Source organism: Nocardioides sp. T2.26MG-1 (assembly GCF_950101795.1).
Lineage (GTDB): Bacteria > Actinomycetota > Actinomycetes > Propionibacteriales > Nocardioidaceae > Nocardioides.
This window is the reverse complement of record NZ_CATNLZ010000032.1, coordinates 480,478-502,851: the sequence shown is the minus strand read 5'-3', so window position 1 is coordinate 502,851 and position 22,374 is coordinate 480,478. Positions and strand designations below refer to the sequence as shown.

Here is a 22,374-nt window from a genome sequence, read left to right as displayed (position 1 = left end):
CGAATCAGGCCGGCGGCCACGCCTCGGGCGAGCAGGCGGCCACCAGCGCGCGCCGGCCGGCTCGGTCCAGCGGAACCAGCGCCGCCCGCCGCTCCTCGATCTCGTACGCCGTGATCGCGGCACCCTCGTCCTCGAGGGCGAGGGCGACGATCTCGGTCGCCTGCAGCCCGCGGCCGGCGAGGTCGACGCAGCGCGCGGGAACGCCGTCGGGAGCGGACAGGGCCGGGCGGTGCCGCAGGTTCAGCAGCTGGTCCGCGACCTCGGGGCGCCACCGGGCCACGTCGAGACGCGCCAGTGCCTCCGCCGACCCCAGCAGCGCGGCGCGCAGCCCGCGGTCGGCCTCGCCGACGTCGGGCAGCTGGCGGCGCTGCGCGCGGTACGCGGTCCACACGGTCGCCGCCCCGGTGCGATGTGGCACCAGGCCGAGCTCTACGCCGCCGACGACCACTGCCTCTCCGGCCTCGAGCGCGTCGGCGTTGAACACCGGGGGGCCGCCCAGACCGACCGGGTCGCCCTCGGCGGGGAACGCCGCACCCACGCCCGTGGCGCCCATCGCCCGCAGCCGCGCCAGCGCGCCGACCAGGGTCTCGGTGCCGTCCACCCCGGGCAGGCCGGCGACCGCGTGGGTGGCGTCGCCGGCGAGGACCGCGTCCACGAGCAGGTCGGTGACCACGTGCCCGGCGAGCCACGCCGTACCCCACCACGCGAGACGCGCGGAGGCCGGCAGCAGGGTGGTCACGGCGGGTGAGGATACGCCGCGGGAGCCGTGACGGCGGTCGATAGGGTGCTGGGTATGACCGCTGTGCTGGACTTCGCCGATGTGACGATCCGGCGCGGACAGGCCACGCTGCTCGACGAGGTGTCGTGGCGCGTCGAAGAGGGCGACCGCTGGGTGATCCTCGGTCCCAACGGCGCCGGCAAGACCACGCTGCTCCAGGTGGCCTCCGCGCAGATCCACCCGACGTCGGGCGTAGCCGGGATCCTCGACGAGGTCCTGGGCACCGTCGACGTGTTCGAGCTGCGGCCGCGGATCGGGCTGACGAGCGCCGCCCTCGCGGAGCGGATCCCGCGCAGCGAGCGGGTGCACGACGTGGTCGTCTCGGCGTCGTACGGCGTCGTCGGCCGCTGGCGTGAGGCCTACGACGACCTCGACCACGAACGCGCCGGCCAGCTGCTCACCGAGGTCGGCGCGATCCACCTCGTCGACCGCACCTTCGGGACCCTCAGCGAAGGCGAGCGCAAGCGCGTGCAGATCGCGCGGGCGCTGATGGCCGATCCCGAGCTGCTGCTGCTCGACGAGCCCGCCGCGGGACTGGACCTCGGGGGCCGGGAGGACCTGGTGTCGACGCTGTCGGTGCTGGCCGCCGATCCGGCGTCGCCCGCGACGGTGCTGGTCTCGCACCACGTGGAGGAGATCCCCCCGGGCTTCACGCACGCGCTGCTGCTGCGCCACGGCCGGGTGGTGGCGGCCGGACCGGTCGCCGAGGTCGTCACGGAGGCCAACCTCGCGACGACGTTCGGGATGCCGCTGGTCCTGAGCCACGTCGACGGCCGGTGGAGTGCGCGCCGACGCACCCGGCACTTGTAGCACCCCCGTCCCCCGGCAGGGATAGGGTCGATGCATGGATTGGCTGAGCGAGCACGCCTGGGCGATATGGCTGGGCATCGCCGCCGTGCTCGGCATGGCCGAGCTGATGAGCCTCGACCTGGTCCTGATGATGCTGGCCGGGGGTGCGCTCGCGGGCGCTGTCACCGCCGCGATCGGCGCCGGGGTCCCGGTCCAGGTGATCGTCGCCGGCATCACCGCCGTCGGGATGCTGGCCCTGGTCCGACCATCGCTGGTCGCCCATCTCCACCAGGGACCCGAGCTGCGCCTGGGCACCACGAAGCTCATCGGCCAGCGCGCCGTGGTCACCGAGCGCATCACCGGCCTCAGCATCGGTCAGATCAGGCTCGCGGGGGAGACCTGGTCGGCCGCGCCCTACGACGAGCACGTCGTGATCGAGCCCGGGGCCACCGTGGAGGTCTTCGAGATCCGAGGCGCCACGGCGTACGTCCATCCCGTCCCCGAGCTCGGCGAGTGAGAAGGAGATAGATGTGGCACCCGTGTTGCTGATCCTGCTGGCGATCCTGCTGCTGTTCGTGATCGTCTTGTTGGCCAAGACCGTTCGGATCATCCCGCAGGCCCGCGCCGGAGTCGTCGAACGGTTCGGCAAGTACAAGGAGACGCTGCCGGCCGGCCTCAACATCGTCGTGCCGTTCATCGACAAGGTGCGCTACCTCATCGACCTGCGCGAGCAGGTCGTGAGCTTCCCGCCGCAGCCGGTGATCACCGAGGACAACCTCGTGGTCTCGATCGACACCGTCATCTACTTCCAGGTCACCGACCCGGTCGCGGCGACCTACGAGATCGCCAACTACATCACCGCGGTCGAGCAGCTGACGATGACCACGCTCCGCAACATCGTCGGCGGCATGGACCTCGAGGAGACGCTCACGAGCCGCGACGAGATCAACACCCGTCTGCGCGGTGTCCTCGACGAGGCGACCGGCAAGTGGGGGATCCGGGTCAACCGGGTCGAGCTCAAGGGCATCGACCCGCCGCCGTCGATCAAGGACTCGATGGAGAAGCAGATGCGCGCCGACCGCGACAAGCGCGCCGCGATCCTGACCGCCGAGGGCCAGCGCCAGTCGGCGATCCTGACCGCGGAGGGCCAGAAGCAGTCCGCGATCCTGACCGCCGAGGGTGCCCGGGAGTCGCAGATCCTGCGGGCTCAGGCCGACCGCGAGGCCTCGATCCTGCGCGCCCAGGGCGAGGGACAGGCGATCCAGACGGTGTTCCAGGCGATCCACGACGGCCAGCCCGACCAGTCCCTGCTCGCCTACCAGTACCTCCAGATGCTGCCGAAGATCGCCGAGGGCGACGCCAACAAGGTCTGGATCGTGCCCAGCGAGATCGGCAAGGCCCTCGAGGGGCTCGGCTCGACGATGACCAGCCTCCAGGGCATCCCGCAGGACGTCGCCGGCCCACGGAAGCGGGTGGACATGGGCTCGAGCGAGGCGCTGGTGCCCCGCTCCTCCGACGAGCTGCTCAAGGAGACGAACGCCGCCGTCGAGGCCGCGATCGCCGAGGCCGAGAGCGCGGCCAACCCCGGCCGCGGACGGCAGGCCGCGGAGCCGCCCGCGACGACCGACCCGTCGGTCGACCCGGGTGAGGTGCCGCCCGCCCAGTGACGGCGTACGAGGTCGTCGCGATCCTGCTCGCCGGGGTCGCGGCCGGCACCATCAACACCGTGGTGGGGTCGGGAACGCTGATCACGTTCCCGACCCTGCTGGCGTTCGGCGTGCCTCCGGTCACCGCGAACGTGTCCAACACCATCGGCCTGGTGCCCGGGTCGGTGTCGGGCGCCGTGGGCTACCGGCGCGAGCTCGCCGGGCAGCGCTCGCGGGTGCTGCGTCTCTCCGTCGGGTCACTCATCGGCGGCGTCGGCGGGGCGGTGCTGCTCCTGCGGCTGCCCGACGACGCGTTCGCCGCGATCGTGCCGGTGCTGATCCTGCTGGGCCTGGTGCTGGTGGTCTTCCAGCCCCGCATCTCGGCCTGGGTCGCGAGGCGCCACGACGCCGCGGGCGGGCTGCCCCACCACGGCACCTGGTGGGTCTGGCCGGGGGTGCTGCTGACCGGTGTGTACGGCGGCTACTTCGGTGCCGCACAGGGCGTGCTGCTGATGGCGGTGCTCGGCACCGGCATCGACGAGTCGCTGCAGCGGCTCAACGCGGTCAAGAACATCCTCGCCGCGGTCGTGAACGCCGTCGCCGGCCTGATCTTCTCCGTCGTCGCCGACGTCGACTGGTGGGTCGTGCTCCTGATCGGCGTCGGCTCGGTCATCGGCGGCCAGCTCGGCGCCACGGTGGGCCGGCGGCTCCCGCCCACCGCGCTGCGCGTCGTGATCGTCTGCGTCGGCGTCGCCGCGCTCGTGGCGTTCCTGCTGGGCTGACCCGCTCGCGTCAGCGGCGGAACAGGCTGGAGACGCCAGAGCCGATCGCACCGACCGCGGGCCCGATCAGCGTGAAGGCGGTCTTCTTGGAGACCGTGCCCTCCTGCATGGCGAGGTAGCCGGTGGCCGCGTCGGCGGCGTCGACCAGGATGCCGGCGAGGACGACGTTGCGGCGGGTCTTGTCGCGCGCCAGGAGCGTGATCAGCCCGAGCGCGATCTCGCGGGACCCGAACAGGCGGGTGAGGTACGGCAGCTGGGGGTTGGTCGCCGGGTCGAGCTGGAACAGCTTCGCCGCGAGGTCGGGGTTGGCGAGCGCCACCGAGCCGACCGCGACCCGGCCGAGGGACAGTCCGATCACAGGGTTCATGGGCCGCACGCTATCGGTCGCCCGGCGACCGGTTCGCGTGACAGGCTCGACGTATGGACCTGTACGACGTCATGCGGACCACCCCCGCCGTCCGGGAGTTCACCGACGCCCCGCTGCCCGAGGACGTCCTGCACCGGATCCTCGACCACGCCCGGTTCGCTCCGAGCGGCGGCAACCGGCAGGGGACCCGGATCGTCGTGGTCCGCGACCAGGGCACCCGGCGCCGGCTGGCCGCGCTCAACGAGCCCGCCGTCCGCCGTTACGTCGCGCAGGCCAAGGCCGGGCAGAGCCCGTGGAACCCGCTCGAGCCGCCGTCACCCTCGGCCGAGGAGATCGCGGCGACCGCGGTGCCCGAGCCGTTCACCAGGCCGCTGCTCACCGCGGCGGTCGTGCTGGTGGTCTGGGTCGACCTCGGGCTCGTGGCCGCCACCGACCAGGACCTGGACCGGATCGGGCTCGTCGCCGGTGCGTCGGTCTACCCGCTGGTGTGGAACCTCCTGCTCGCCGCCCGCAACGAGGGCTACGGCGGCACGATCACCACCATGGCCGTTGCGGAGGAGCCCGCGGTACGCGAGCTGCTGCACGTCCCCGACCGGTTCGCGCTCGCCGCGGTCGTGCCGCTGGGCAAGCCGGTCCGCGAGGTCACCCGCCTGCGCCGGCGGTCGGTGGAGGAGCTGGCGACGTGGGAGACCTTCGACGGACCGCCGCTCGCGGCCAGCTCGCCGGGTCAGGACTCGTCGGTGAGGTAGGCCCTCGCCCAGCGCTCGAGGGCGGAGTACGCCGCCTCCCTCGGCTCGGGGAGCGACAGGACGACGTCGTGCCGGGCGCCCTCGATGGCCACGTAGGTCACGTGGCGGCCGAGCGCGACCGCCCAGCGCCGGATCTGGGGCACCTCGAGGACCGTGTCGAAGTTGTGCACGTCCGGCCCCATCTCCTTGGGCCAGTGCGTGCCGCCCGAGGAGAGCACCAGCACCGGGCAGCCCACGTCGAGGCCCCGGTGGAGCTGGCCGTGACCGATGCGGATCGCCCGCAGCCACCCGAAGTAGACCGGCCACGGGTCGAGCGGCTTCCACTCGGTGTTGAAGTCCCACTCGCCCTCGTGGTCGATGTGCAGGCTGCGCGCGTAGAAGCCCTCGACCCTGCGCGGCACGACCCGCTTCGGTGACCGCGCCCCGACCCGCATGACGATCTGGGTGCCGATGGTGCGGAGCATCATGCCGCCCTGCATGTCGAGCCACGGCGAGTTCAGCACCATGCCGGCCAGCGGCGGCCTGCGGGCGTCGGCCCACAGCGCCACGATCAGCCCGCCGGTGGAGTGGGCACTGATCACGAGCTGGTCGTGGCGGTCGCGCTCGACGATCCGGTGCCGGGCGGCGTCGAGGTCGGCGAAGTAGTCGCGCAGGTCGGTGACGTAGGTGGGGGTCTGGTGCGGCCGGATCGACCGGCCGTACTTGCGCAGGTCGATCGCGTAGAAGTCGTAGCCGCGCTCGTTCCACCACTCGGCGTACTGGGTCTGGAAGAAGTAGTCCGCGAAGCCGTGCACGTGCAGCACGGCGCGGCCGGTCGGCTGTGCCGCACGGCGTACGACGAGCGTCGCGACGACCGGGCCCTCCTCGTCGGGCGGCAGGTTGATGGTCTCGGCGAGGTACGGCTCGCCGAGCACGTCGGGCAGCAGCTCGTCGAAGGCACCGCTGGTCATGTGCCGAGTCTGTCAGCCCTCAGCCGCAGGGCGAGCTCCGGTTGGTTGGTGGTCACCAGCCACGCCCGGCCCGGGCGGATCCAGTACGCGAGCGAGCGCGGGGTGTCGACCGTCCACACCAGCAGCGGCAGCTCGTGCTGGTCGGCGAAGCGCCGCACCCGGAGCCGGGCAAGCCAGTGGTGTGCGACCACGACGTTCGCACCGGTGCTCCGGTAGCGCACCCCCGGGAACAGCTCGGAGGTGCGCACCCGCAGGGCGTGCCACAGCGAGAAGCCCTTCACACCACGGCCCAGGGAGAGGCCCACCTGCAGCTCGTGGCCCTCGCGGCGCGCCCACCTGCGCAGCGCCCGCACCGCGTCGTCGTGGCCGGTCGTCACGAGCAGGCGGTCGGTGCCGAGCCGCTCGATCGCCTCCGCGACGAGCGGGATCTCGCCCCCGCGCAGCTTGAGGTCGAGGTGGGCGCGCGCCCGGCCGGCGAGCAGGTCCAGGGCCTCGGCGTAGCCGAGCGTGGCCGGCGGCGGGTCGTCGACCAGGTCGTGGAGGAGCATCAGCGAGCCGTCCGCGATGCGCTGCACGTCGAACTCGACGTAGTCGGCGCCGAGGGCGATCGCGTGCTCGATCTCCGCCGCGGTCAGGCAGCGGTGCGCGCTGATCAGCGTCATCCGCGGCCTTCGGCGTACGACGCCGCGGCGCGCACCAGGCCCGCGAGCAGCCCCACGTCGGACGCGGTCTCCGGGTGCCACTGCACCCCGACGACGAACCGCTCGCCGGGCCACTCGATCGCCTCCAGCGTCCCGTCGCCCGCGTGGGCGGCGGCGACGAGGCCGGGATGCTCGAGCACCGACTGGTGGTGGTGGCAGCTCACGGTCAGATGATCCCCGACGAGGCCGGAGACCCGGGTCCCGGGGGTGGTGGCGACCTCGACGATCCCGAACTCGTCTCCTCCGGGGCTGTGGCCGTCGTGGCCGACGAGGTCCGGCACGTGCTGCTGGAGGGTGCCGCCGCCGTGCACGGCGAGGACCTGCATCCCGCGGCAGACGCCGAGCACCGGCAACCCGCACGCGTCCGCGGCGTCGAGCAGGGCGTGCTCCCAGGAGTCCCGGTCGGGTCGCCAGCCGGCCGTCCGAGGGTGCGGGTCGGCTCCGTAGCGGGTCGGGTCGACGTCGGCACCCCCGCTGATCACCAGCGCGTCGAGCCGGGCGACGACGATGTCCGCGGCGCCCGGGCGGCCGACTGGCGGCAGCAGCAGGGGTACGCCGCCGGTCTCCTCGACCGCGGCGGCGTACTGCGTCGGCAGCAGGTCGGCGCGCTGCTGCCACACCCCCCAGGCCGCGTCCTCGCGGTAGGTGGTGAGCCCGATGACGGGTGCGACCACGGCTACAGCGGGGTGACGTAGGCGCCGGAGATGCCACCGTCGACCAGGAAGGTGCTGGCGGTCATGAACGACGAGTCGTCCGAGGCGAGGAACAGCACGGCGGCCGCCATCTCCTCCGGCTCGCCGAAGCGGCCCATCGGCACGTGCACGAGCCGGCGGGCGGCCCGCTCCTCGTCCTTGGCGAACAGCTCCTGCAGCAGCGGGGTGTTGACCGGCCCCGGACACAGCGCGTTGACCCGCACGCCCTGGCGGGCGAACTGGACCCCGAGCTCGCGGGTCATCGAGAGCACGCCGCCCTTGGAGGCGGAGTAGGAGATCTGCGAGGTAGCCGCGCCCATCACCGCCACGAACGACGCGGTGTTGATGATCGAGCCCCTGCCCTGCTCGAGCATGTGGGGGAGTGCGGCCTTGCAGCACAGGTACACGCTGGTGAGGTTGACCTCCTGCACCCGGCGCCACGCGTCCAGGTCCGTGTCGAGGATCGAGTCGTCCTCGGGCGGGCTGATGCCGGCGTTGTTGAACGCGATGTCCACGGAGCCGTAGGTGTCCTTCGCGGTTTGGAACAGCGCGTCGACCTGCTCCTTGTCCGTGACGTCGACGTGGACGTAGGTCGCCACCTCGGCGCCACCGAGCTCCGCGACCAGCTCCGCCCCGCGGGCGTCGTCGATGTCGCCGATGACGACCTTCGCGCCCTCCTCGACGAACCGCTGGACGGTCGCCAGGCCGATGCCCGAGCAGCCGCCGGTGACGACCGCGACCCGGTCCTGGATGCGTCCTGCCATGTTCTCTCCTTGTCGGGGTGGTTGCGAGGCTCAGGCCTGGCGGCCTTCGCACCTCGACCACCGTGACGGTGGTCGAGGTGCGAGCGAAGCGAGCCTCGAAACCACCATCCTCCTAGTGACTGATGAAGACGTTCTTCTCCTCGGTGAACGCCATCGGGGCGTCCGGGCCGAGCTCCCGGCCGAGGCCGGACTGCTTGTAGCCGCCGAACGGCGTCCAGTAGCGCACCGAGGAGTGCGAGTTCACGCTGAGGTTGCCCGCTTCGACACCGCGGGCCACGCGCAGCCCGCGGCCGAGGTCGCGGGTGAAGATCGAGCCGGACAGGCCGTACTCGGTGTCGTTGGCCTTGGCGACCGCGTCCGCCTCGTCGTCGAACGGCATTACCGCGACGACCGGCCCGAACACCTCCTCGCGCCAGATCCGGGTCGCGGGGTCGTCCACGGTCACCACCGACGGCGGCACCCAGAACCCCTCCGACACCGAGCCGCCGGGCGTCGAGCCCGCGAACACCACCTCGACCTCGTCGAGGTAGCCGGTGACCGTGGCCCGCTGGTGCGCGGAGATCAGCGGGCCCATCTCGCTGGACTCGTCGCCGGGGTCGAGCACGCGGAGCCCCTCGACCGCCGGCTGCAGCTTGGCGAGGAACTCGTCGTACACCGAGCGCTCCACGAGGATCCGGGACCGCGCGCAGCAGTCCTGGCCGGCGTTGTCGAAGACGGCGTACGGCGCGCTCGCGGCCGCGGCATCGATGTCGGCGTCGGCGAACACGATGTTGGAGCTCTTGCCACCCAGCTCGAGCGTCACCCGCTTCACCTGGTCGGCGCAGCCGGCCATGATCCGCTTGCCGACCTCGGTCGACCCGGTGAAGCAGACCTTGCGCACCAGCGGGTGGGTCACGAACCGCTCGCCGACGACCGAGCCCTTGCCGGGGATCACGGTCAGCACGTGCTCGGACAGACCGGCCTCCAGCGCCAGCTCGCCGAGCCGGATCGCGGTGAGCGGCGTCAGCTCCGCGGGCTTGAGCACCACGGTGTTCCCGGCGGCCAGGGCCGGGGCGAACCCCCAGCCGGCGATCGGCATCGGGAAGTTCCAGGGCACGATGACGCCGACGACGCCCAGCGGCTCACGGAACGTCACGTCGACGCCGCCGGGCACCGGGATCTGCCGGCCGAAGAGCCGCTCGGGCGCCCCGGCGTAGTAGTTCAGGCAGTCGCGGACGTTGCCCGCCTCCCAGCGCGCGTTGCCCCACGTGTGACCGGCATTGCGGACCTCGAGCTCCGCGAGCTCCTCGACGTGGGCGTCGACCACGGCGGCGAAGCGGCGCAGCAGCGTCGCGCGCTCACCGGGCGGCATCGCCTTCCACGCGGGGAAGGCGCCGTGTGCGCCCTCGATGGCGGTGTCGGTCTCGGCGACCGAGGCCAGGTGCACGTCGGTGACGGGCGCAGCGGTGGCGGGGTTGATGACGGTGTAGGTCTCAGCGCTCACTTACAGCCTCTCGAATCCGCGGCGGAGCTCCCAGTCGGTCACGGCAGCGGCGTACGCCGCGAGCTCCACGTCGGCCATGTTGACGTAGTGGTCCACGACGTCGTCACCCAGGGCGGCACGGGCGATCTCGGAGCCCGCGAACCGGTCCCGGGCGGCGGCCATGGTGCGTGGCACGTGCGGTCGGCCGGACGTGTAGGCGTTGCCCACGAGCTCCTCCTCGAGGGGCAGCTCGTGCTCGATGCCATGCAGGCCACCGGCGACCATGGCGGCCAGCGCGAGGTAGGGGTTCACGTCCGCTCCCGGGAGCCGGTTCTCCATCCGGGCGCTCGGTCCGTGGCCCACGAGCCGGACCGCGCAGGTGCGGTTGTCCAGGCCCCAGCCGATCGTCGTGGGCGCGAACGACCCGTCCGCGAAGCGCTTGTAGGAGTTGATGTTCGGCGCGTAGAGCAGCGTGAAGTCGGGGATGGTGGCGAGCACGCCGGCGATGAACTGGTCGTAGAGCGGGGTGCGGGTGCCGGTCTCCTCATCCCAGAAGACCAGTGACCCGTCGGTGCCGCGCAGCGAGAGGTGGATGTGGCAGGAGCTTCCCTCGCGGTGGTCGTACTTCGCCATGAACGTGATCGCCTTGCCCTGCTGGGCTGCGATCTCCTTGGCGGCGGTCTTGTAGACCGCGTGGTTGTCGGCGGTGGTGAGCGCGTCGGCGTAGAGGAAGCCGACCTCGTGCTGGCCGAAGTTGCACTCGCCCTTCGCGCCCTCGACGTCGAGACCCGCGGCGTACATGTGGTTGCGCAGTGCCCGCAGCAGCGGCTCGATCCGGCTGGTGCCGAGGATGGAGTAGTCGACGTTGTACTGGTTGACGGGCGTCAGGTCGCGGTAGCCGTCCGCGTGCGCCTGCTCGTACGTCGTGTCGAACGCGATGAACTCCAGCTCGGTGCCGGCGAGAGCGGTCCATCCCTGGGCCGCGCACCTGTCGAGCTGGCGGCGCAGGATGCCGCGCGGCGACTGGGTCACGGGGGAGTGGTCGGACCACTCGAGGTCGCACTGGATCATCGCGGTGGCCGGCAGGTGGGTGAGCACCCGGATCGTGCGCTCGTCGAGGCGGAACTCCATGTCGCCGTAGCCCTTCTCCCACGAGGACATGGCGTAGCCGTCGACGGTGTTCATGTCGACGTCGACGGCGAGCAGGTAGTTGCAGCCCTCGGTGCCGTGCTTGGCGACGTGGTCGATGAAGTAGCGGCCGTGCAGCCGCTTGCCCTGGAGGCGGCCCTGCATGTCGGTGATCGCGACGACGACGGTGTCGATCACACCGCTCTCGATGCGGTCGACGAGCTGGTGCATCGTCAGGTGCCGGCTGTTGCGGAGCTCGCGCTCGGCCTGGGCCATGCTGTCCCCTATCCCACGAGCCCGCGCAGCAGCGCGGCCGTGTCGTCGCAGTGCTCTTCCATGACCCGGCGCGCGCGCTCGACGTCGCCGGCGAGGATCGCCTTGACCAGCGCCGCGTGCTGGCGGTCGGAGTGGGCGATGTTGGTGTCGAGGACCGGGATCGCCAGCAGCATCTCGTGCAGCGTGGACTGCACCGAGGTGACGGCCTCGATCACGCGGGGCGACTCGGCCAATGACGCGACCGTCAGGTGGAACCGGGAGTCGGCCTGGCGGTGGGCGGCCGGCCTGCGCGCCTCGGTGACCTCGCGCAACGCGGTCTCCAGCTGCTCGCGCCTGCCCTCGTCCAGGTCGGTCTGGGCGGCCAGGTAGGCGGCGCCCGGCTCGACGATGCGGCGGTACTCCAGGGCGTCGAACCAGTCGAGACGCTGGGCCGGGCCGAGCCGAGCCGCCTTGCGGGCGCTGGGCAGCCGCGGCTTGAGGGTGACGACGGTCCCGCCGCCTCTGCCGCGCGTGGTCTCGACGAGCCCGGCCTCTCGCAGCGCGGCCATCGCCTCGCGCAGGGTCGCGCGCGACACGCCCAGGCGCTCGGCCAGCACGCGCTCCGCCGGCAGCGTGGTGCCGAGCGGGTAGACGCCCAGCCGGATCGCGGTCGCCAGCTGCCCGACGCACGCTTCGAAGGCGTGGTGACCACGTACCGGACGCAGCACCGCCTCGGGAAGCCGATCGTCAGGGGAGGCGGTCACGGGCTCAACCTTCGACGGCCGGGATGGGCCTGTCAATCAATGGTCTGAGTTCATACCAATTTTACGAGCAAGCATTTACACCCGGATCCGGCCGGGTCTAGCGTCCGTTCACATTCGCACGATCAGCCCACCTCGGACCAGCTCGCGAGAGGACCTACCGTGACCGACGACGTGAAGGGCACCAAGAGCGCACCGCCGCGACTGCGCGGCGTCACCTACGCCCACGCGGGCGAGGGCTACTTCGAGAAGCGCCAGCTCCAACGCTCCGCCGGCTTCTGGGGCCTCTGGGGGATCGGGGTGGCCGCGGTCATCTCCGGCGACTTCTCCGGCTGGAACCTCGGCATCGGAGAGGCCGGCTGGGGCGGCCTGCTGATCGCCACCGTCGCGATCGTCGCCATGTACTTCGGGATGCTGTTCTCGATCGGCGAGATGTCGGCGGCGATGCCGCACACCGGCGGGGCCTACTCCTTCGCCCGTGCGTCGATGGGTCCGTGGGGAGGCTTCATCACCGGTCTCGCCGAGACGATCGAGTACGTCTTCACCACCGGCGTGATCGTCCTGTTCTCGGCCGGATACGCCAACGCCGCCACCGACGAGCTCTTCGGTCTCGACCTGAGCGACCACATGTGGCTCTGGTGGCTGGTGCTCTACACGGCGTTCGTGGCGCTGAACGCCTCGGGTGCGGAGATCTCCTTCAAGTTCGCGATCGCGGTCGCGGTCATCTCCATCGGCATCCTCGTCCTGTTCGCCGTCCTCGCGATCGCGAACGGCGCGGTCGACTTCGGCCAGCTCGACAACATCGCGCCCGAGGGCGGCAACGGCACCTTCATGCCGTTCGGCTGGGAGGGCGTGCTCTACGCGCTGCCGTTCGCGATGTGGTTCTTCCTCGGCATCGAGGAACTGCCGCTCGCGGCCGAGGAGGCGCACGACCCCGCCAAGGACATCCCGCGGGCCGGGATCATCGGGATGATCACGCTCGTGGGCTGCGCAGCCCTGGTCTTCTTCCTGAACCCGGCGGTGACGGGCGCGTCCGAGCTCGGCGGGTCGGACGAGCCGCTCCTGGACGGCTTCCGGGCGTTCATGTCCGACGACTGGGCAGCGGTGCTCTCGATCTTCGCGCTGATCGGCCTGCTCGCGAGCCTGCAGGGGATCATGTTCGCCTACGGGCGCAACATGTACTCGCTGTCACGGGCCGGCTACTACCCGAAGTTCCTGTCGGTCACCGGGACCCGCAAGACGCCGTACGTCGCGCTGGTCGCGGGCGCCGCCTTCGGGTTCGTGGTGCTCGTGGTGGTCGACTACCTCGCGAAGAACACCGACACCATCGGGGAGAAGGCCAACGCCATCGTCCTCAACGTGGCCGTCTGGGGGGCCGTGCTGGCCTACATCCTGCAGATGGTGGCGTTCGTCCTGCTGCGGCGGAAGTTCCCCAACGCCGAGCGTCCGTACCGCAGTCCCGCGGGTGTCGCCGGCGCTGCCGTCGCCGGGCTGATCGCGGCGATCACGTTCGTCGGGCTGTTCTACAACGACGACGCGCGCACGGCCATCCTCGGCATCGCGGTCCTCTACGTCATCGCACTCGGCGGCTTCGCGATCTTCGGGCGCCACTACCTCGTGCTGTCGCCGGAGGAGGAGTACGCCATGAGCGGCGGCCTGCACCGCGACCCGAGCGTCGAGCACTATGGCGGCGTGGAGCTCGAGGCCGAGCTGCCGCCCGAGGACTTCACGCCGTAGCCGGGATGTGGAACCGGTCGCCGTACACGTGCCAGGTCAGCGGCGGCCGGAGACCGAGGTTGCGCTCGCGCAGGAACCGGCGCTGCGCGGTGTCGATCCGCGAGGTGTCCTCGTGCGCCTCCTCGGTGCGCATCACCCGCTTCCGGGCCGCCAGGAATGCCTCGAGGTAGCGGGCCTCCGACCCACCCTCCGCCGGGGTGTCCGCGTGCCGCATGGCCGCGCGGCGGATGCCGCCGAAGCTCAGCGCGTCGGCGCCGGGCCCGTGCACGACGATGGCGTCGTAGTAGACGAACTGCCCCAGTGTGCGCAGGCCGTCCCACCTGGCACGCCGCACCGCCGGGTCGAAGTAGACGCGGTCGCGCTCCGCCTCCTGGGCCTGCCGAAACCCGGCGGCCCGGGCCGCACGGTGCCAGGCCCGGACGAACGGGCGGCCGAGCCCCTCGTGCGAGTCGGTGCCGTCGACGCGGCGCAGCGCGGGGAGGAAGCGCGCCAACGGGTTGCTCGGGTGGTCATGGGTGTAGCGATCGACGAGCTCGAGCAGGTCGCCGGTGCCCGAGCAGAAGCCGATGATCCCGCCGGTGTAGCCACGCCCGTCGCCGATGTCCTCGAGGTAGCGGAACTGCCGGCGCCACTCCAGCGAGGAGTTCTCGGCGCTGGACACCAGCTGCATCGCGATCTCCTTGCGATCCGGCCGGTCCAGGCCCGTGGGCGCGCCCGCCGACGCGGGCGCTCCCTGCAGCAGGACCACGACGAGGACGAGTCCGAGCCATCTCATGGACCCGAGGCTAGGTCGTCCTGTGGATAACTGAACGAGAGGGCTCCGGCGCCCGCCGCGCTCGCTAGGCTCGCGTGGTGGCAGGAGCGGCAGGGGTCTCGGGCGCCGTCCGTCGAGCGGCGGGCTTCGTCAACGAGCGCGTCAACGAGCGGGTGGCCGCCTGGCGCACCGGCAGCCGGTCCAGCCAGGCCCTCGCGCTCGCGGTGCTCCTCGCCGGGGTCGTCGTCTCGCTGGGCATCTCGCTCAACCACTACGAGCTGATGCCGCTCACGGCGTACTTCGTCTGGCTCCTGCTCGGCATGCTGCTGCTCCGGTTCGTGCCGATGCTCGTGCTGACCGGGTGCACGCTGGCGGCCGCCTTCGGGGCGGTCCTGCACGAGGGTCCGGTGTCCGGCGTCCGGCTCAGTGCGCTCGCGACGATGGTGGTCGCCGCGATGCTGCTCCTCCTGCAGTCGAGTCGACAGCGCAGCGGACTGCCCGGATCCCTGGGCGAGGCGATGCTGGCCGACCTGCGCGACCGGCTCCAGGCTCAGGGCAAGGTGCCGCCGCTGCCGGCCGGGTGGACCTCGCAGTCGGCCATGCTCGCGGCCCACGGCGCGGGGTACGCCGGCGACTTCCTGGTCGCCGACCTCGACGACGACGCCCGCCACCTGGAGATGATCCTGGTGGACGTCTGCGGCAAGGGGGTCGCCGCGGCCACGGAGGCTCTGCAGTTCGCCGGTGCGCTCGGGGGGCTGATCGGCTCACTGCCCCCCATCGCCCTTCTCGAGGCGGCCAACGGGTTCCTGCTGCGCCAGTTCTCCGACGAGTCGTTCGCCACCGCGGTGCACGTCCTGGTCGACCTGGAGGGCGGTGGCTACTCGATCGTCAGCGCGGGCCACCCGCCCGCGCTCCGCTGGTGCGGGGCGCAGAACGAGTGGGTCATCGACAACGCGCGCGGGACCGCCCTCGGCATCACCCGCCGTCCCGAGCTGGTGGCGAGCACGGGCGTGCTGGCGCCCGGAGAGGCGCTGCTGTTCTACACCGACGGCGTGGTCGAGTCGCGCGGCTCAGACCTCGACCAGGGGATCGCCTGGCTGCAGCGGACCGCCCGCGACGCGGTGGCCGACGGGTTCGACGGTGCGGCCAGGCGGATCGTGCGCCGGGTCGCCCGCGGCGACGACGACCGCGCGGTGCTGATCCTCGCTCGGGTGTGACCCACAACCGGTCTAGACCACTTGGGTCCTAGGTTTCCGGCGGGTAACCCACAGGCAACCTCCGGGTCGTTGGGGACTGATCGCCGCTCATCGCGGCCTGGACATCGGAGCAGTTCATGGGGAACTCGGTACGTTTGCGCGCCCTCGCGCTCGTCACCGTCGGCATTCTCGGTACCTGGTCGTTCGGAGGCGCTGCCGCCGCGGACCCCACGTCCGACCACACGGACCAGGGGCAGCACCTCGGTCAGACCACGGACGAGCACCAGGCGCCCGGCCGGCAGAAGGACAAGACCAAGGACCGGGCCACGCGCAACCACGGCCGCCACCACGGACACACCCACGCGCCCGGGCAGCAGGCCGGCCACGGGCACCAGGGCGCCCAGGGCCCCAAGAGCGGCCACGGCGACCCGGCCGGCAACAACGGCACGGTCAAGATCGCCGGGCCCGGCGATGCGGTCGGCCACCCGAGCAACAACCCGCAGCCCGGATGCACGTTCCTCGTCGCGTGGTTCGGCTTCGACGAGGGAGCCGACGTCGTCTCCACCGTCACGTTCGCGCCGCAGGCGCCGACCTCGGACGTCGTCCTGGGCGGGACCGCTCCCGCCCAGGTGTTCGTCGGCGGGGATGCCGCCGGCGGCGGCACCGACCTCGACGGTCGACAGGCCTACACCGTGACGTTCCAGGGAGAGCCGCACCCGCAGCAGGGCTACCACGTGAAGCTGACCGTGGCGACGCCGCACTCGCTGGGCAACGACACGAAGTCGAGGGTCTTCTGGGTCGAGCCCTGCGCCGCCCCGAGCCCGAGTGCCGCCGGCGGGACGGCCGCCGGCGTCGGCGGCGTCTCCAACGGCGCCCGGGGTGTCCACTCGTCCGCCGACCAGGGAGTCCTGGGTGAGACGTACACGGCGGACTCCGCCGATGTGACCACCGGCGACACCGCCGACGTCGCGGCCAGCGCCGCGGTGCCGACCGCGGTCGACGCCGGCGACGGGGCGCTGCCCGGGTGGGCACGCTCGCCGCTCCCGATGACCCTGGTCTCGTTCGCCCTGGTGCTGGCCGGGGTCGGCATCGTCCTGCGCAACCGGTCGCGTGCCTGACGGAGGGACGCAGAGGGCGTCCACCGGCCGCCACCCCGGCTGGGTGGCGGCGGCGGGCGCCGCGCTGATCGCGGTCGGCGCGGTGCTGTGGTGGGTGCAGACCAGTGGCACGCAGGCCATGACCGCCGACCCGGCCGGCCCTCCCAGCGCGTCCCCGGAGACCGGGTCGACGGCGAGGCCCGTCCGCGCGCCACGCGAGCCGGGTGACCCCGAGCGAGTCCGCATCCCGGCCCTACACGTGGACGCCCCGGTGCTGCCGGTGCGCGCCCCGGGGCGCACGCTCGTCCCGCCGAGCGACCCGCAGCGACTCGGGTGGTGGGCCGACGGCGCCCAGCCGGGCGCCTCCCGGGGCAGCGCCCTCGTGGCCGGCCACACCGTGCACACCGGAGGCGGAGCGCTGGACCACCTCGAGGACCTCGAGCCGGGTGACCTGGTCGTGGTGCGCACCGATCGCGGGTCGCTGCGCTACGACGTACGCCGCGTCCGCGTCTTCAGCAAGGGCCGGATCGCGGACCACGCGACCCGGCTGTTCAGCCAGGAGGTGCCCGGGCGTCTGGTGCTGGTCACCTGCGAGGACTGGGACGGCGAGCGCTACCTGAGCAACGTCGTCGTCACCGCGACACCGCGCGGGTAGCCCGCGCCACGACCAGTCCGGCGACCAGCGCCCCGAGGGTGCCGAGCGTCTCGTCGCCCAGCGTGTCCTCGTAGGCCGTGTCGATCTCGGTGCCGTGCCGGATGAACGTGAACCACTCACCGACCTCCCACCCGATGGCCAGCACGGCGCCGAGCCCGGCGACGAGCACGACCACGGCCCACGGCGGACGCACGTCACGACAGACGATCAGCCCGATGCCGGTCAGGAGCAGGGCCCAGTTCGCGAAGTGGTTGAGGTCGTCCCACCACCCGATCGCGTCGTAGAGGTCGAGGCTGTTCCCGGTCACGTCCACCAGGAACGGCACCATCACCAGCGTGAACGCGCCGTACAGCGGCGCGGGCCGCGGCGTCGTCCGGCGGATGGCCAGCCACCAGAGGACCGGCGTGAGCAGCATCAGCAGCGGATAGGCGATCAACCGCGCGCCGAACGCCTTGTCCGCGAACCGGTCGATGCCGGGCACCCACTCCGCGACCGCGAGCTGGACCACGGTCAGGAGCAGCACGAGCACGGGCACCCAGGCGGGGCAGCGGCGGTTCGTCACGCGTGCATGCTGCCAGCGCGGGGAGGAATAGCCCCGTCCCCGCCCCGGTTGAATGTGATAGTTCGACATTCAACCAAGGCAGCTCCGAGGAAGCGAGTGGTCATGCAGTTCGGGATCTTCTCCGTCGGCGACGTGACGACCGACCCCACCACCGGGCGCACGCCGTCCGAGCACGAGCGCATCAAGGCGCAGGTGGAGATCGCGAAGAAGGCCGAGGACGTCGGCCTGGACGTGGTCGCGGTCGGCCAGCACCACAACCCGCCGTTCGTGGCGTCCTCGCCCACCACGACGATGGCCTACATCGCGGCGCAGACCGAGCGAATCATCCTCTCGACGTCGACGACGCTGATCACCACCACGGACCCGGTGCGGATCGCCGAGGACTACGGCACGCTCCAGCACCTCACCGACGGCCGGATGGACCTCATGCTCGGCCGCGGCAACACCGGCCCGGTCTACCCGTGGTTCGGCAAGGACATCCGCGAGGGCGTCAACCTGGCGATCGAGAACTACGCGCTGCTGCACCGGCTCTGGCGCGAGGACGTCGTGAGCTGGGAGGGCAGGTTCCGCACCCCGCTGCAGGGTTTCACCGCGACCCCCCGGCCCCTCGACGGCGTGCCGCCGTTCGTCTGGCACGGCTCGATCCGCACTCCCGAGATCGCGGAGCAGGCGGCGTACTACGGCGACGGCTTCTTCTCCAACCACATCTTCTGGCCCGCGTCCCACACCCGCCAGATGGTCGCGCTCTACCGGCGCCGCTTCGAGCACTACGGCCACGGCACCGCCGACCAGGCGATCGTCGGGCTCGGCGGCCAGTTCTTCATGCGCAAGAGCAGCCAGGACGCGGTCCGCGAGTTCCGCCCCTACTTCGACAACGCTCCCGTCTACGGCCACGGGCCCTCCCTCGAGGACTTCACCTCGCAGACCCCGCTGACCGTCGGGTCGCCGCAGGAGGTGCTCGAGCGCACCCTCGGCTTCCGAGAGTACGTCGGCGACTACCAGCGCCAGCTGTTCCTCGTCGACCACGCCGGGCTGCCCCTGCAGACCGTGCTCGAGCAGCTCGACCTGCTGGGCGAGATCCTGCCCGACCTGCGGGCGGGCTTCGCGGAGGGACGTCCGGCGCACGTGCCGGAGGCGCCGACGCACGGCTCGCTCGTGGCCGCGGCCGGCGGTCCGCACGACACCACGCTGCACGCCGTCGACGACGTCACGGGGGTCTCGGTATGAGGATCGTCGTGGTCAGCGCCGGGATGAGCGTGCCCTCATCGACCCGGATCCTCGCCGACCAGCTGGCCGGGGCCGCCGTCGGCGCGCTGCACGGGCCGGTCGAGGTCGACGTCGTCGAGCTGCGACCGCTCGCCCACGCGCTCGCCGACCACCTGCTCACCGGCTTCCCCTCCGGTGAGCTGGCCGAGGCCGTCGAGCTCGTGCGCCACGCCGACGCGATGATCGCGGTCACGCCGGTGTTCTCGGCGTCGTACAGCGGGCTGTTCAAGACGTTCTTCGACGTGCTCGAGCCCGACCTGCTCAGCGGGATGCCGGTCCTGATCGGCGCGACCGCCGGGACCGCGCGGCACTCCCTGGTCCTCGAGCACGCGCTGCGACCGCTGTTCACCTACCTCCACGCGACCGTGGTGCCGACCGGGGTGTTCGCGGCGAGCGAGGACTTCGGCGAGCCCGGCCTGGAGGCGCGGGTCGGGCGCGCCGCCGGCGAGCTGGCCACGCTGCTCATGGGCGCACCGCGCCGGCGGGCTCGCTCCGTAGAGGACGGGTTCGACGACCCGACGCCGTTCGAGGACCTGCTCCGCGGCGCCTGACGTCAGTGTTGGTACGTGCCGTGGATGATCGCCCGCCCCGCGGTCTTGAACGCGAGGTTGAACGACACCACCGCCGGCGACGCGTCCGAGTCGACGCCGAGGGACTCCTCGCGCACGGCATGCACGACGAAGAAGTACCGGTGCACCTGGTCGCCCTGCGGCGGTGCCGCGCCCCCGAACGCCTTGGTGCCGACGTCGTTCCGGCACATGAACGCACCGCCCGGGAGCGTCCCGCCCTCGTCGCCGGCACCGGCGTCGAGCGACGTCACGTCGGCCGGCAGGTCGACCAGCACCCAGTGCCAGAAGCCGCTGGGCGTCGGGGCGTCCGGGTCGAAGCACGTCACCGTGTAGCTCTTGGTGCCCTCGGGTGCGCCCTCCCAGGACAGCTGGGGCGAGGTGTTGCCCAGGTGGGCGACCTGGTCGTCCTTCAGCGGCTGGCCGTCGGTGACGTCGGTGCTCGTCACCGTGAACGACGGGACGGCGGGCAGCAGGTCGTAGGGGTTCGGGCTGACGGGTCGGTCGAGGCTCATGACGCTCCTGGGGCTAGCTCAGAGTGCGGAACGCCTTCAACGTAGTCCGGTGGCTGAACGCCCGCCACGGTCGTGAGCACGGCGGCCGGGATGATGTCCGGATGGACGACTACACGACGTACCCCTCCGGGCTGCGGCTGTCGGGGCGCCGGGTCGTGGTGGTCGGCGGCGGGCACGTCGCCCAGCGCCGGGTGCCCCACCTGATCGCGGCCGGCGCCGACGTGCACGTCGTGAGCCCTCGGGTGACGCCCGCGATCGAGGGCATGGTCGGATCGGGGGAGCTGACCTGGCACCCACGCGGGTTCACCGACACCGACCTCGACGAGAGCTGGTACGTCGTCGCCGCGACCGACGACCGGGCGGTCAACGAGCAGGTGTCCGAGGCCGCCGAGGCGCGGCGCATCTTCTGCGTGCGCTCCGACGACGCCACCCGGGCCACCGCCTGGACGCCCGCGGTCGGCCGGCACGCGGGCGTCACCGTGGCGGTGCTCGGCCAGCGGGAGCCGCAACGGTCCGCGGCCGTGCGCGACGAGATCCTGGAGGGGCTGCGGGAGGGCACGATCGTCGCGCGGCACCAGCGCGACCGGTCGCCGGGCGTGGTGCTCGTCGGCGGCGGCCCGGGCGACCCCGACCTGATGTCCGTGGCCGGCCGCAAGGCACTGATGGAGGCCGACGTGGTGGTGGCCGACCGGCTCGCGCCGCGCGAGCTGCTCGGCGAGCTGCCCGCCGACGTCGAGCTGATCGACGTCGCCAAGCTGCCTCGGGGGCGGTCGGCGCTGCAGGAGGAGATCAACCGGGTGATCGTGGCCCGGGCGCTCGCGGGCAAGCGGGTGGTGCGGTTCAAGGGCGGCGACAACTTCGTGTTCGGCCGCGGCTACGAGGAGGTGCTCGCGTGCCGTGCGGCTGGGGTGCCGGTGACGGTGATCCCCGGCCTCACCAGCCCGATCGCCGTGCCTGCTGTGGCCGGCATCCCGGTCACCCACCGCGGCGTGGCCCACGAGTTCACGGTCGTCTCCGGGCACCTGCCCCCCGGCCACCCCGAGTCGCTGGTCGACTGGTCGGCCCTCGGCCGGCTCACCGGCACGGTGATCCTGATGATGGCCGTCGAGAACGCCCCGGTGATCGCGGCGGCCCTCGTCGACGGCGGCCGGCCGGCGTCCACGCCGGTCGCGGTCGTGTGCGACGGCACGATGCCGGGGGAGCGGACGGTGCTCGCCACCCTCGGCACACTGGCGGCCGAGCTGGCGGCCCACGCCGTACGCCCGCCGGCGATCATCGTGGTCGGCGGCGTGGTCGCGGTGGCGCATCCGGCACACTTCGCGTGATGGCCACCCTGATCGAGATCACCGACGCCGCCGACCCGCGGCTGGCCGACTACCGCGACCTGCGCGACGTCGAGCTGCGCAAGCACCTCGAGGCCGAGCACGGCCTGTTCCTCGCCGAGGGGGCCAAGGTGGTCCGGCGCTCCCTCGAGGCGGGCTTCACCCCACGATCGTTCCTGATGGCCGCGCGCTGGCTCGACGGTCTCGACGACGTACTGTCCCGCTCGGACGCACCCTGCTACGTGGTCTCGGAGGCGCTCGCCGAGGAGGTCACCGGCTTCCACGTGCACCGCGGTGCACTCGCCTCGCTCGAGCGCCGACCGCTCCCGTCGGTGGACTCCGTGCTCACCTCCGCACGGTCGGTGCTGGTGCTCGAGGACATCGTCGACCACACCAACGTCGGGGCGATCTTCCGCTCCGGGGCCGCTCTCGGCTTCGACGCGGTGCTGCTGGCCCCGCGCTGCGCCGACCCGCTCTACCGCCGCTCGGTCAAGGTCGCGATGGGCGCGGTGTTCGCCGTGCCGTGGACCCGGCTGCCGGACTGGTACGACGCCCTCCCGCTGCTGTCCGCGGCCGGCTTCACGACCGTGGCGCTGACGCTGGCGCCCGACGCGGTGCCGATCGAGGAGGCGGTCGCGGGGCTGGACCGCGTGGCGCTCGTGATGGGGTCGGAGGGGCACGGCCTCTCGCCCCACTGGGAGCAGACCGCCGACCGCCGGGCGATCATCCCGATGCGCGAGGGCATCGACTCCCTCAACGTCGCGGCGGCCACTGCGGTCGCCTGCTACGTCACCGCTCGTCGGTAGGTGTTGCGGTTTGGTCACCAACGACAGGTGGGAGCGCTCCAACAACGCGGTTGGTGACCAAACGACATCAGGAG

At 72.2% G+C, this 22,374-nt stretch carries 25 protein-coding genes; 13 read left to right on the top strand and 12 right to left on the bottom strand.

Annotated features, from left to right (window positions below):
• Positions 1 to 4 precede the first annotated feature (4 nt).
• Positions 5 to 739 carry a hypothetical protein gene (locus QQZ14_RS17480; RefSeq protein WP_284535663.1) on the bottom strand — a complete coding sequence of 245 codons (735 nt, stop codon included), beginning with the start codon at positions 737 to 739 and terminating at the stop codon, positions 5 to 7.
• A gap of 54 nt (positions 740 to 793) precedes the next feature.
• On the opposite strand from QQZ14_RS17480, the gene QQZ14_RS17475 reads away from it, so the two are divergent.
• Genes QQZ14_RS17475 through QQZ14_RS17460 form a run of 4 tightly spaced genes read left to right on the top strand, consistent with a single transcriptional unit; the run spans position 794 to position 3,995 of the window.
• Positions 794 to 1,588: an ABC transporter ATP-binding protein gene (locus QQZ14_RS17475; protein WP_284535662.1), complete on the top strand. Its 795-nt coding sequence runs from the start codon at positions 794 to 796 to the stop codon at positions 1,586 to 1,588.
• 34 nt (positions 1,589 to 1,622) lie between these two features.
• Positions 1,623 to 2,084 (top strand): NfeD family protein, encoded by a 462-nt coding sequence (locus QQZ14_RS17470; protein WP_284535661.1) that lies wholly within the window; start codon positions 1,623 to 1,625, stop codon positions 2,082 to 2,084.
• 13 nt (positions 2,085 to 2,097) lie between these two features.
• Positions 2,098 to 3,234, top strand: coding sequence for an SPFH domain-containing protein (locus tag QQZ14_RS17465; protein WP_284535660.1), 1,137 nt, complete (start codon positions 2,098 to 2,100; stop codon positions 3,232 to 3,234).
• A complete protein-coding gene (locus QQZ14_RS17460) occupies positions 3,231 to 3,995 on the top strand; it encodes a sulfite exporter TauE/SafE family protein (RefSeq protein WP_284535659.1) in 765 nt (254 codons plus the stop codon). Before QQZ14_RS17465 ends, QQZ14_RS17460 begins: the two co-directional genes overlap by 4 nt.
• A 10-nt stretch (positions 3,996 to 4,005) precedes the next feature.
• Here QQZ14_RS17460 and QQZ14_RS17455 read toward each other — a convergent pair whose 3' ends face one another.
• The gene (locus QQZ14_RS17455) at positions 4,006 to 4,362 is read right to left on the bottom strand and encodes a DUF4267 domain-containing protein (protein ID WP_284535658.1); all 357 of its coding nucleotides are present in this window, start codon (positions 4,360 to 4,362) and stop codon (positions 4,006 to 4,008) included.
• Positions 4,363 to 4,415: 53 nt separating this feature from the next.
• Here QQZ14_RS17455 and QQZ14_RS17450 point away from each other — a divergent pair, with 53 nt between their 5' ends.
• On the top strand, positions 4,416 to 5,111 hold the full coding sequence (locus QQZ14_RS17450; RefSeq protein WP_284535657.1) for a nitroreductase family protein: 696 nt from the start codon (positions 4,416 to 4,418) through the stop codon (positions 5,109 to 5,111).
• Here the strand turns inward: QQZ14_RS17450 and QQZ14_RS17445 are convergent.
• The 7 genes from QQZ14_RS17445 to QQZ14_RS17415 form a co-directional block, all read right to left on the bottom strand.
• Positions 5,090 to 6,061 carry an alpha/beta hydrolase gene (locus QQZ14_RS17445; RefSeq protein ID WP_284535656.1) on the bottom strand — a complete coding sequence of 324 codons (972 nt, stop codon included), beginning with the start codon at positions 6,059 to 6,061 and terminating at the stop codon, positions 5,090 to 5,092. The genes QQZ14_RS17450 and QQZ14_RS17445 overlap by 22 nt on opposite strands.
• Positions 6,058 to 6,723 (bottom strand): glycerophosphodiester phosphodiesterase, encoded by a 666-nt coding sequence (locus QQZ14_RS17440; protein WP_284535655.1) that lies wholly within the window; start codon positions 6,721 to 6,723, stop codon positions 6,058 to 6,060. Before QQZ14_RS17440 ends, QQZ14_RS17445 begins: the two co-directional genes overlap by 4 nt.
• Entirely contained in the window at positions 6,720 to 7,436 is a 717-nt protein-coding gene (locus tag QQZ14_RS17435; protein WP_284535654.1) for a gamma-glutamyl-gamma-aminobutyrate hydrolase family protein, read from the bottom strand. Before QQZ14_RS17435 ends, QQZ14_RS17440 begins: the two co-directional genes overlap by 4 nt.
• A 2-nt stretch (positions 7,437 to 7,438) precedes the next feature.
• Positions 7,439 to 8,218, bottom strand: coding sequence for a 3-oxoacyl-ACP reductase (locus tag QQZ14_RS17430; RefSeq protein ID WP_284535653.1), 780 nt, complete (start codon positions 8,216 to 8,218; stop codon positions 7,439 to 7,441).
• 112 nt (positions 8,219 to 8,330) lie between these two features.
• Positions 8,331 to 9,701, bottom strand: a complete 1,371-nt coding sequence (locus QQZ14_RS17425) for an aldehyde dehydrogenase family protein (protein ID WP_284535652.1) — start codon at positions 9,699 to 9,701, stop codon at positions 8,331 to 8,333.
• Entirely contained in the window at positions 9,702 to 11,084 is a 1,383-nt protein-coding gene (locus QQZ14_RS17420; RefSeq protein ID WP_284535651.1) for a glutamine synthetase family protein, read from the bottom strand.
• 8 nt (positions 11,085 to 11,092) lie between these two features.
• The gene (locus QQZ14_RS17415) at positions 11,093 to 11,827 is read right to left on the bottom strand and encodes a FadR/GntR family transcriptional regulator (protein WP_284535650.1); all 735 of its coding nucleotides are present in this window, start codon (positions 11,825 to 11,827) and stop codon (positions 11,093 to 11,095) included.
• A 159-nt stretch (positions 11,828 to 11,986) separates the two neighbouring features.
• Here QQZ14_RS17415 and QQZ14_RS17410 point away from each other — a divergent pair, with 159 nt between their 5' ends.
• Positions 11,987 to 13,561: an amino acid permease gene (locus QQZ14_RS17410; RefSeq protein ID WP_284535649.1), complete on the top strand. Its 1,575-nt coding sequence runs from the start codon at positions 11,987 to 11,989 to the stop codon at positions 13,559 to 13,561.
• On the opposite strand, the gene QQZ14_RS17405 is transcribed toward QQZ14_RS17410, so the two are convergent.
• Entirely contained in the window at positions 13,551 to 14,336 is a 786-nt protein-coding gene (locus tag QQZ14_RS17405; RefSeq protein WP_284535648.1) for a chitosanase, read from the bottom strand. The two genes, QQZ14_RS17410 and QQZ14_RS17405, sit on opposite strands and share 11 nt — an antisense overlap.
• A 77-nt stretch (positions 14,337 to 14,413) precedes the next feature.
• On the opposite strand from QQZ14_RS17405, the gene QQZ14_RS17400 reads away from it, so the two are divergent.
• From QQZ14_RS17400 to QQZ14_RS17390, 3 genes are all read left to right on the top strand, one after another.
• Entirely contained in the window at positions 14,414 to 15,532 is a 1,119-nt protein-coding gene (locus tag QQZ14_RS17400) for a PP2C family protein-serine/threonine phosphatase (protein WP_284535647.1), read from the top strand.
• Between the two features lie 116 nt (positions 15,533 to 15,648).
• A complete protein-coding gene (locus QQZ14_RS17395) occupies positions 15,649 to 16,629 on the top strand; it encodes a hypothetical protein (protein WP_284535646.1) in 981 nt (326 codons plus the stop codon).
• Positions 16,622 to 17,263: a class F sortase gene (locus QQZ14_RS17390; RefSeq protein WP_284535645.1), complete on the top strand. Its 642-nt coding sequence runs from the start codon at positions 16,622 to 16,624 to the stop codon at positions 17,261 to 17,263. Before QQZ14_RS17395 ends, QQZ14_RS17390 begins: the two co-directional genes overlap by 8 nt.
• Here the strand turns inward: QQZ14_RS17390 and QQZ14_RS17385 are convergent.
• Positions 17,241 to 17,825 carry a hypothetical protein gene (locus tag QQZ14_RS17385; RefSeq protein ID WP_284535644.1) on the bottom strand — a complete coding sequence of 195 codons (585 nt, stop codon included), beginning with the start codon at positions 17,823 to 17,825 and terminating at the stop codon, positions 17,241 to 17,243. The genes QQZ14_RS17390 and QQZ14_RS17385 overlap by 23 nt on opposite strands.
• A gap of 102 nt (positions 17,826 to 17,927) precedes the next feature.
• On the opposite strand from QQZ14_RS17385, the gene QQZ14_RS17380 reads away from it, so the two are divergent.
• Positions 17,928 to 19,052 carry an LLM class flavin-dependent oxidoreductase gene (locus QQZ14_RS17380; protein ID WP_284535643.1) on the top strand — a complete coding sequence of 375 codons (1,125 nt, stop codon included), beginning with the start codon at positions 17,928 to 17,930 and terminating at the stop codon, positions 19,050 to 19,052.
• The gene (locus QQZ14_RS17375; protein WP_284535642.1) at positions 19,049 to 19,642 is read left to right on the top strand and encodes an FMN reductase; all 594 of its coding nucleotides are present in this window, start codon (positions 19,049 to 19,051) and stop codon (positions 19,640 to 19,642) included. Before QQZ14_RS17380 ends, QQZ14_RS17375 begins: the two co-directional genes overlap by 4 nt.
• Before the next feature lie 2 nt (positions 19,643 to 19,644).
• Here the strand turns inward: QQZ14_RS17375 and QQZ14_RS17370 are convergent, their stop codons facing one another.
• Positions 19,645 to 20,172 carry a YbhB/YbcL family Raf kinase inhibitor-like protein gene (locus QQZ14_RS17370; RefSeq protein WP_284535641.1) on the bottom strand — a complete coding sequence of 176 codons (528 nt, stop codon included), beginning with the start codon at positions 20,170 to 20,172 and terminating at the stop codon, positions 19,645 to 19,647.
• Positions 20,173 to 20,273: 101 nt separating this feature from the next.
• Between QQZ14_RS17370 and cobA the strand changes: the two genes are divergently transcribed.
• Positions 20,274 to 21,497: a uroporphyrinogen-III C-methyltransferase gene (cobA, locus tag QQZ14_RS17365; protein ID WP_284535640.1), complete on the top strand. Its 1,224-nt coding sequence runs from the start codon at positions 20,274 to 20,276 to the stop codon at positions 21,495 to 21,497.
• Positions 21,497 to 22,300, top strand: coding sequence for a TrmH family RNA methyltransferase (locus QQZ14_RS17360; protein ID WP_284535639.1), 804 nt, complete (start codon positions 21,497 to 21,499; stop codon positions 22,298 to 22,300). The genes cobA and QQZ14_RS17360 overlap by 1 nt, the downstream gene beginning before the upstream one ends.
• The last annotated feature ends 74 nt before the right edge of the window (positions 22,301 to 22,374 follow it).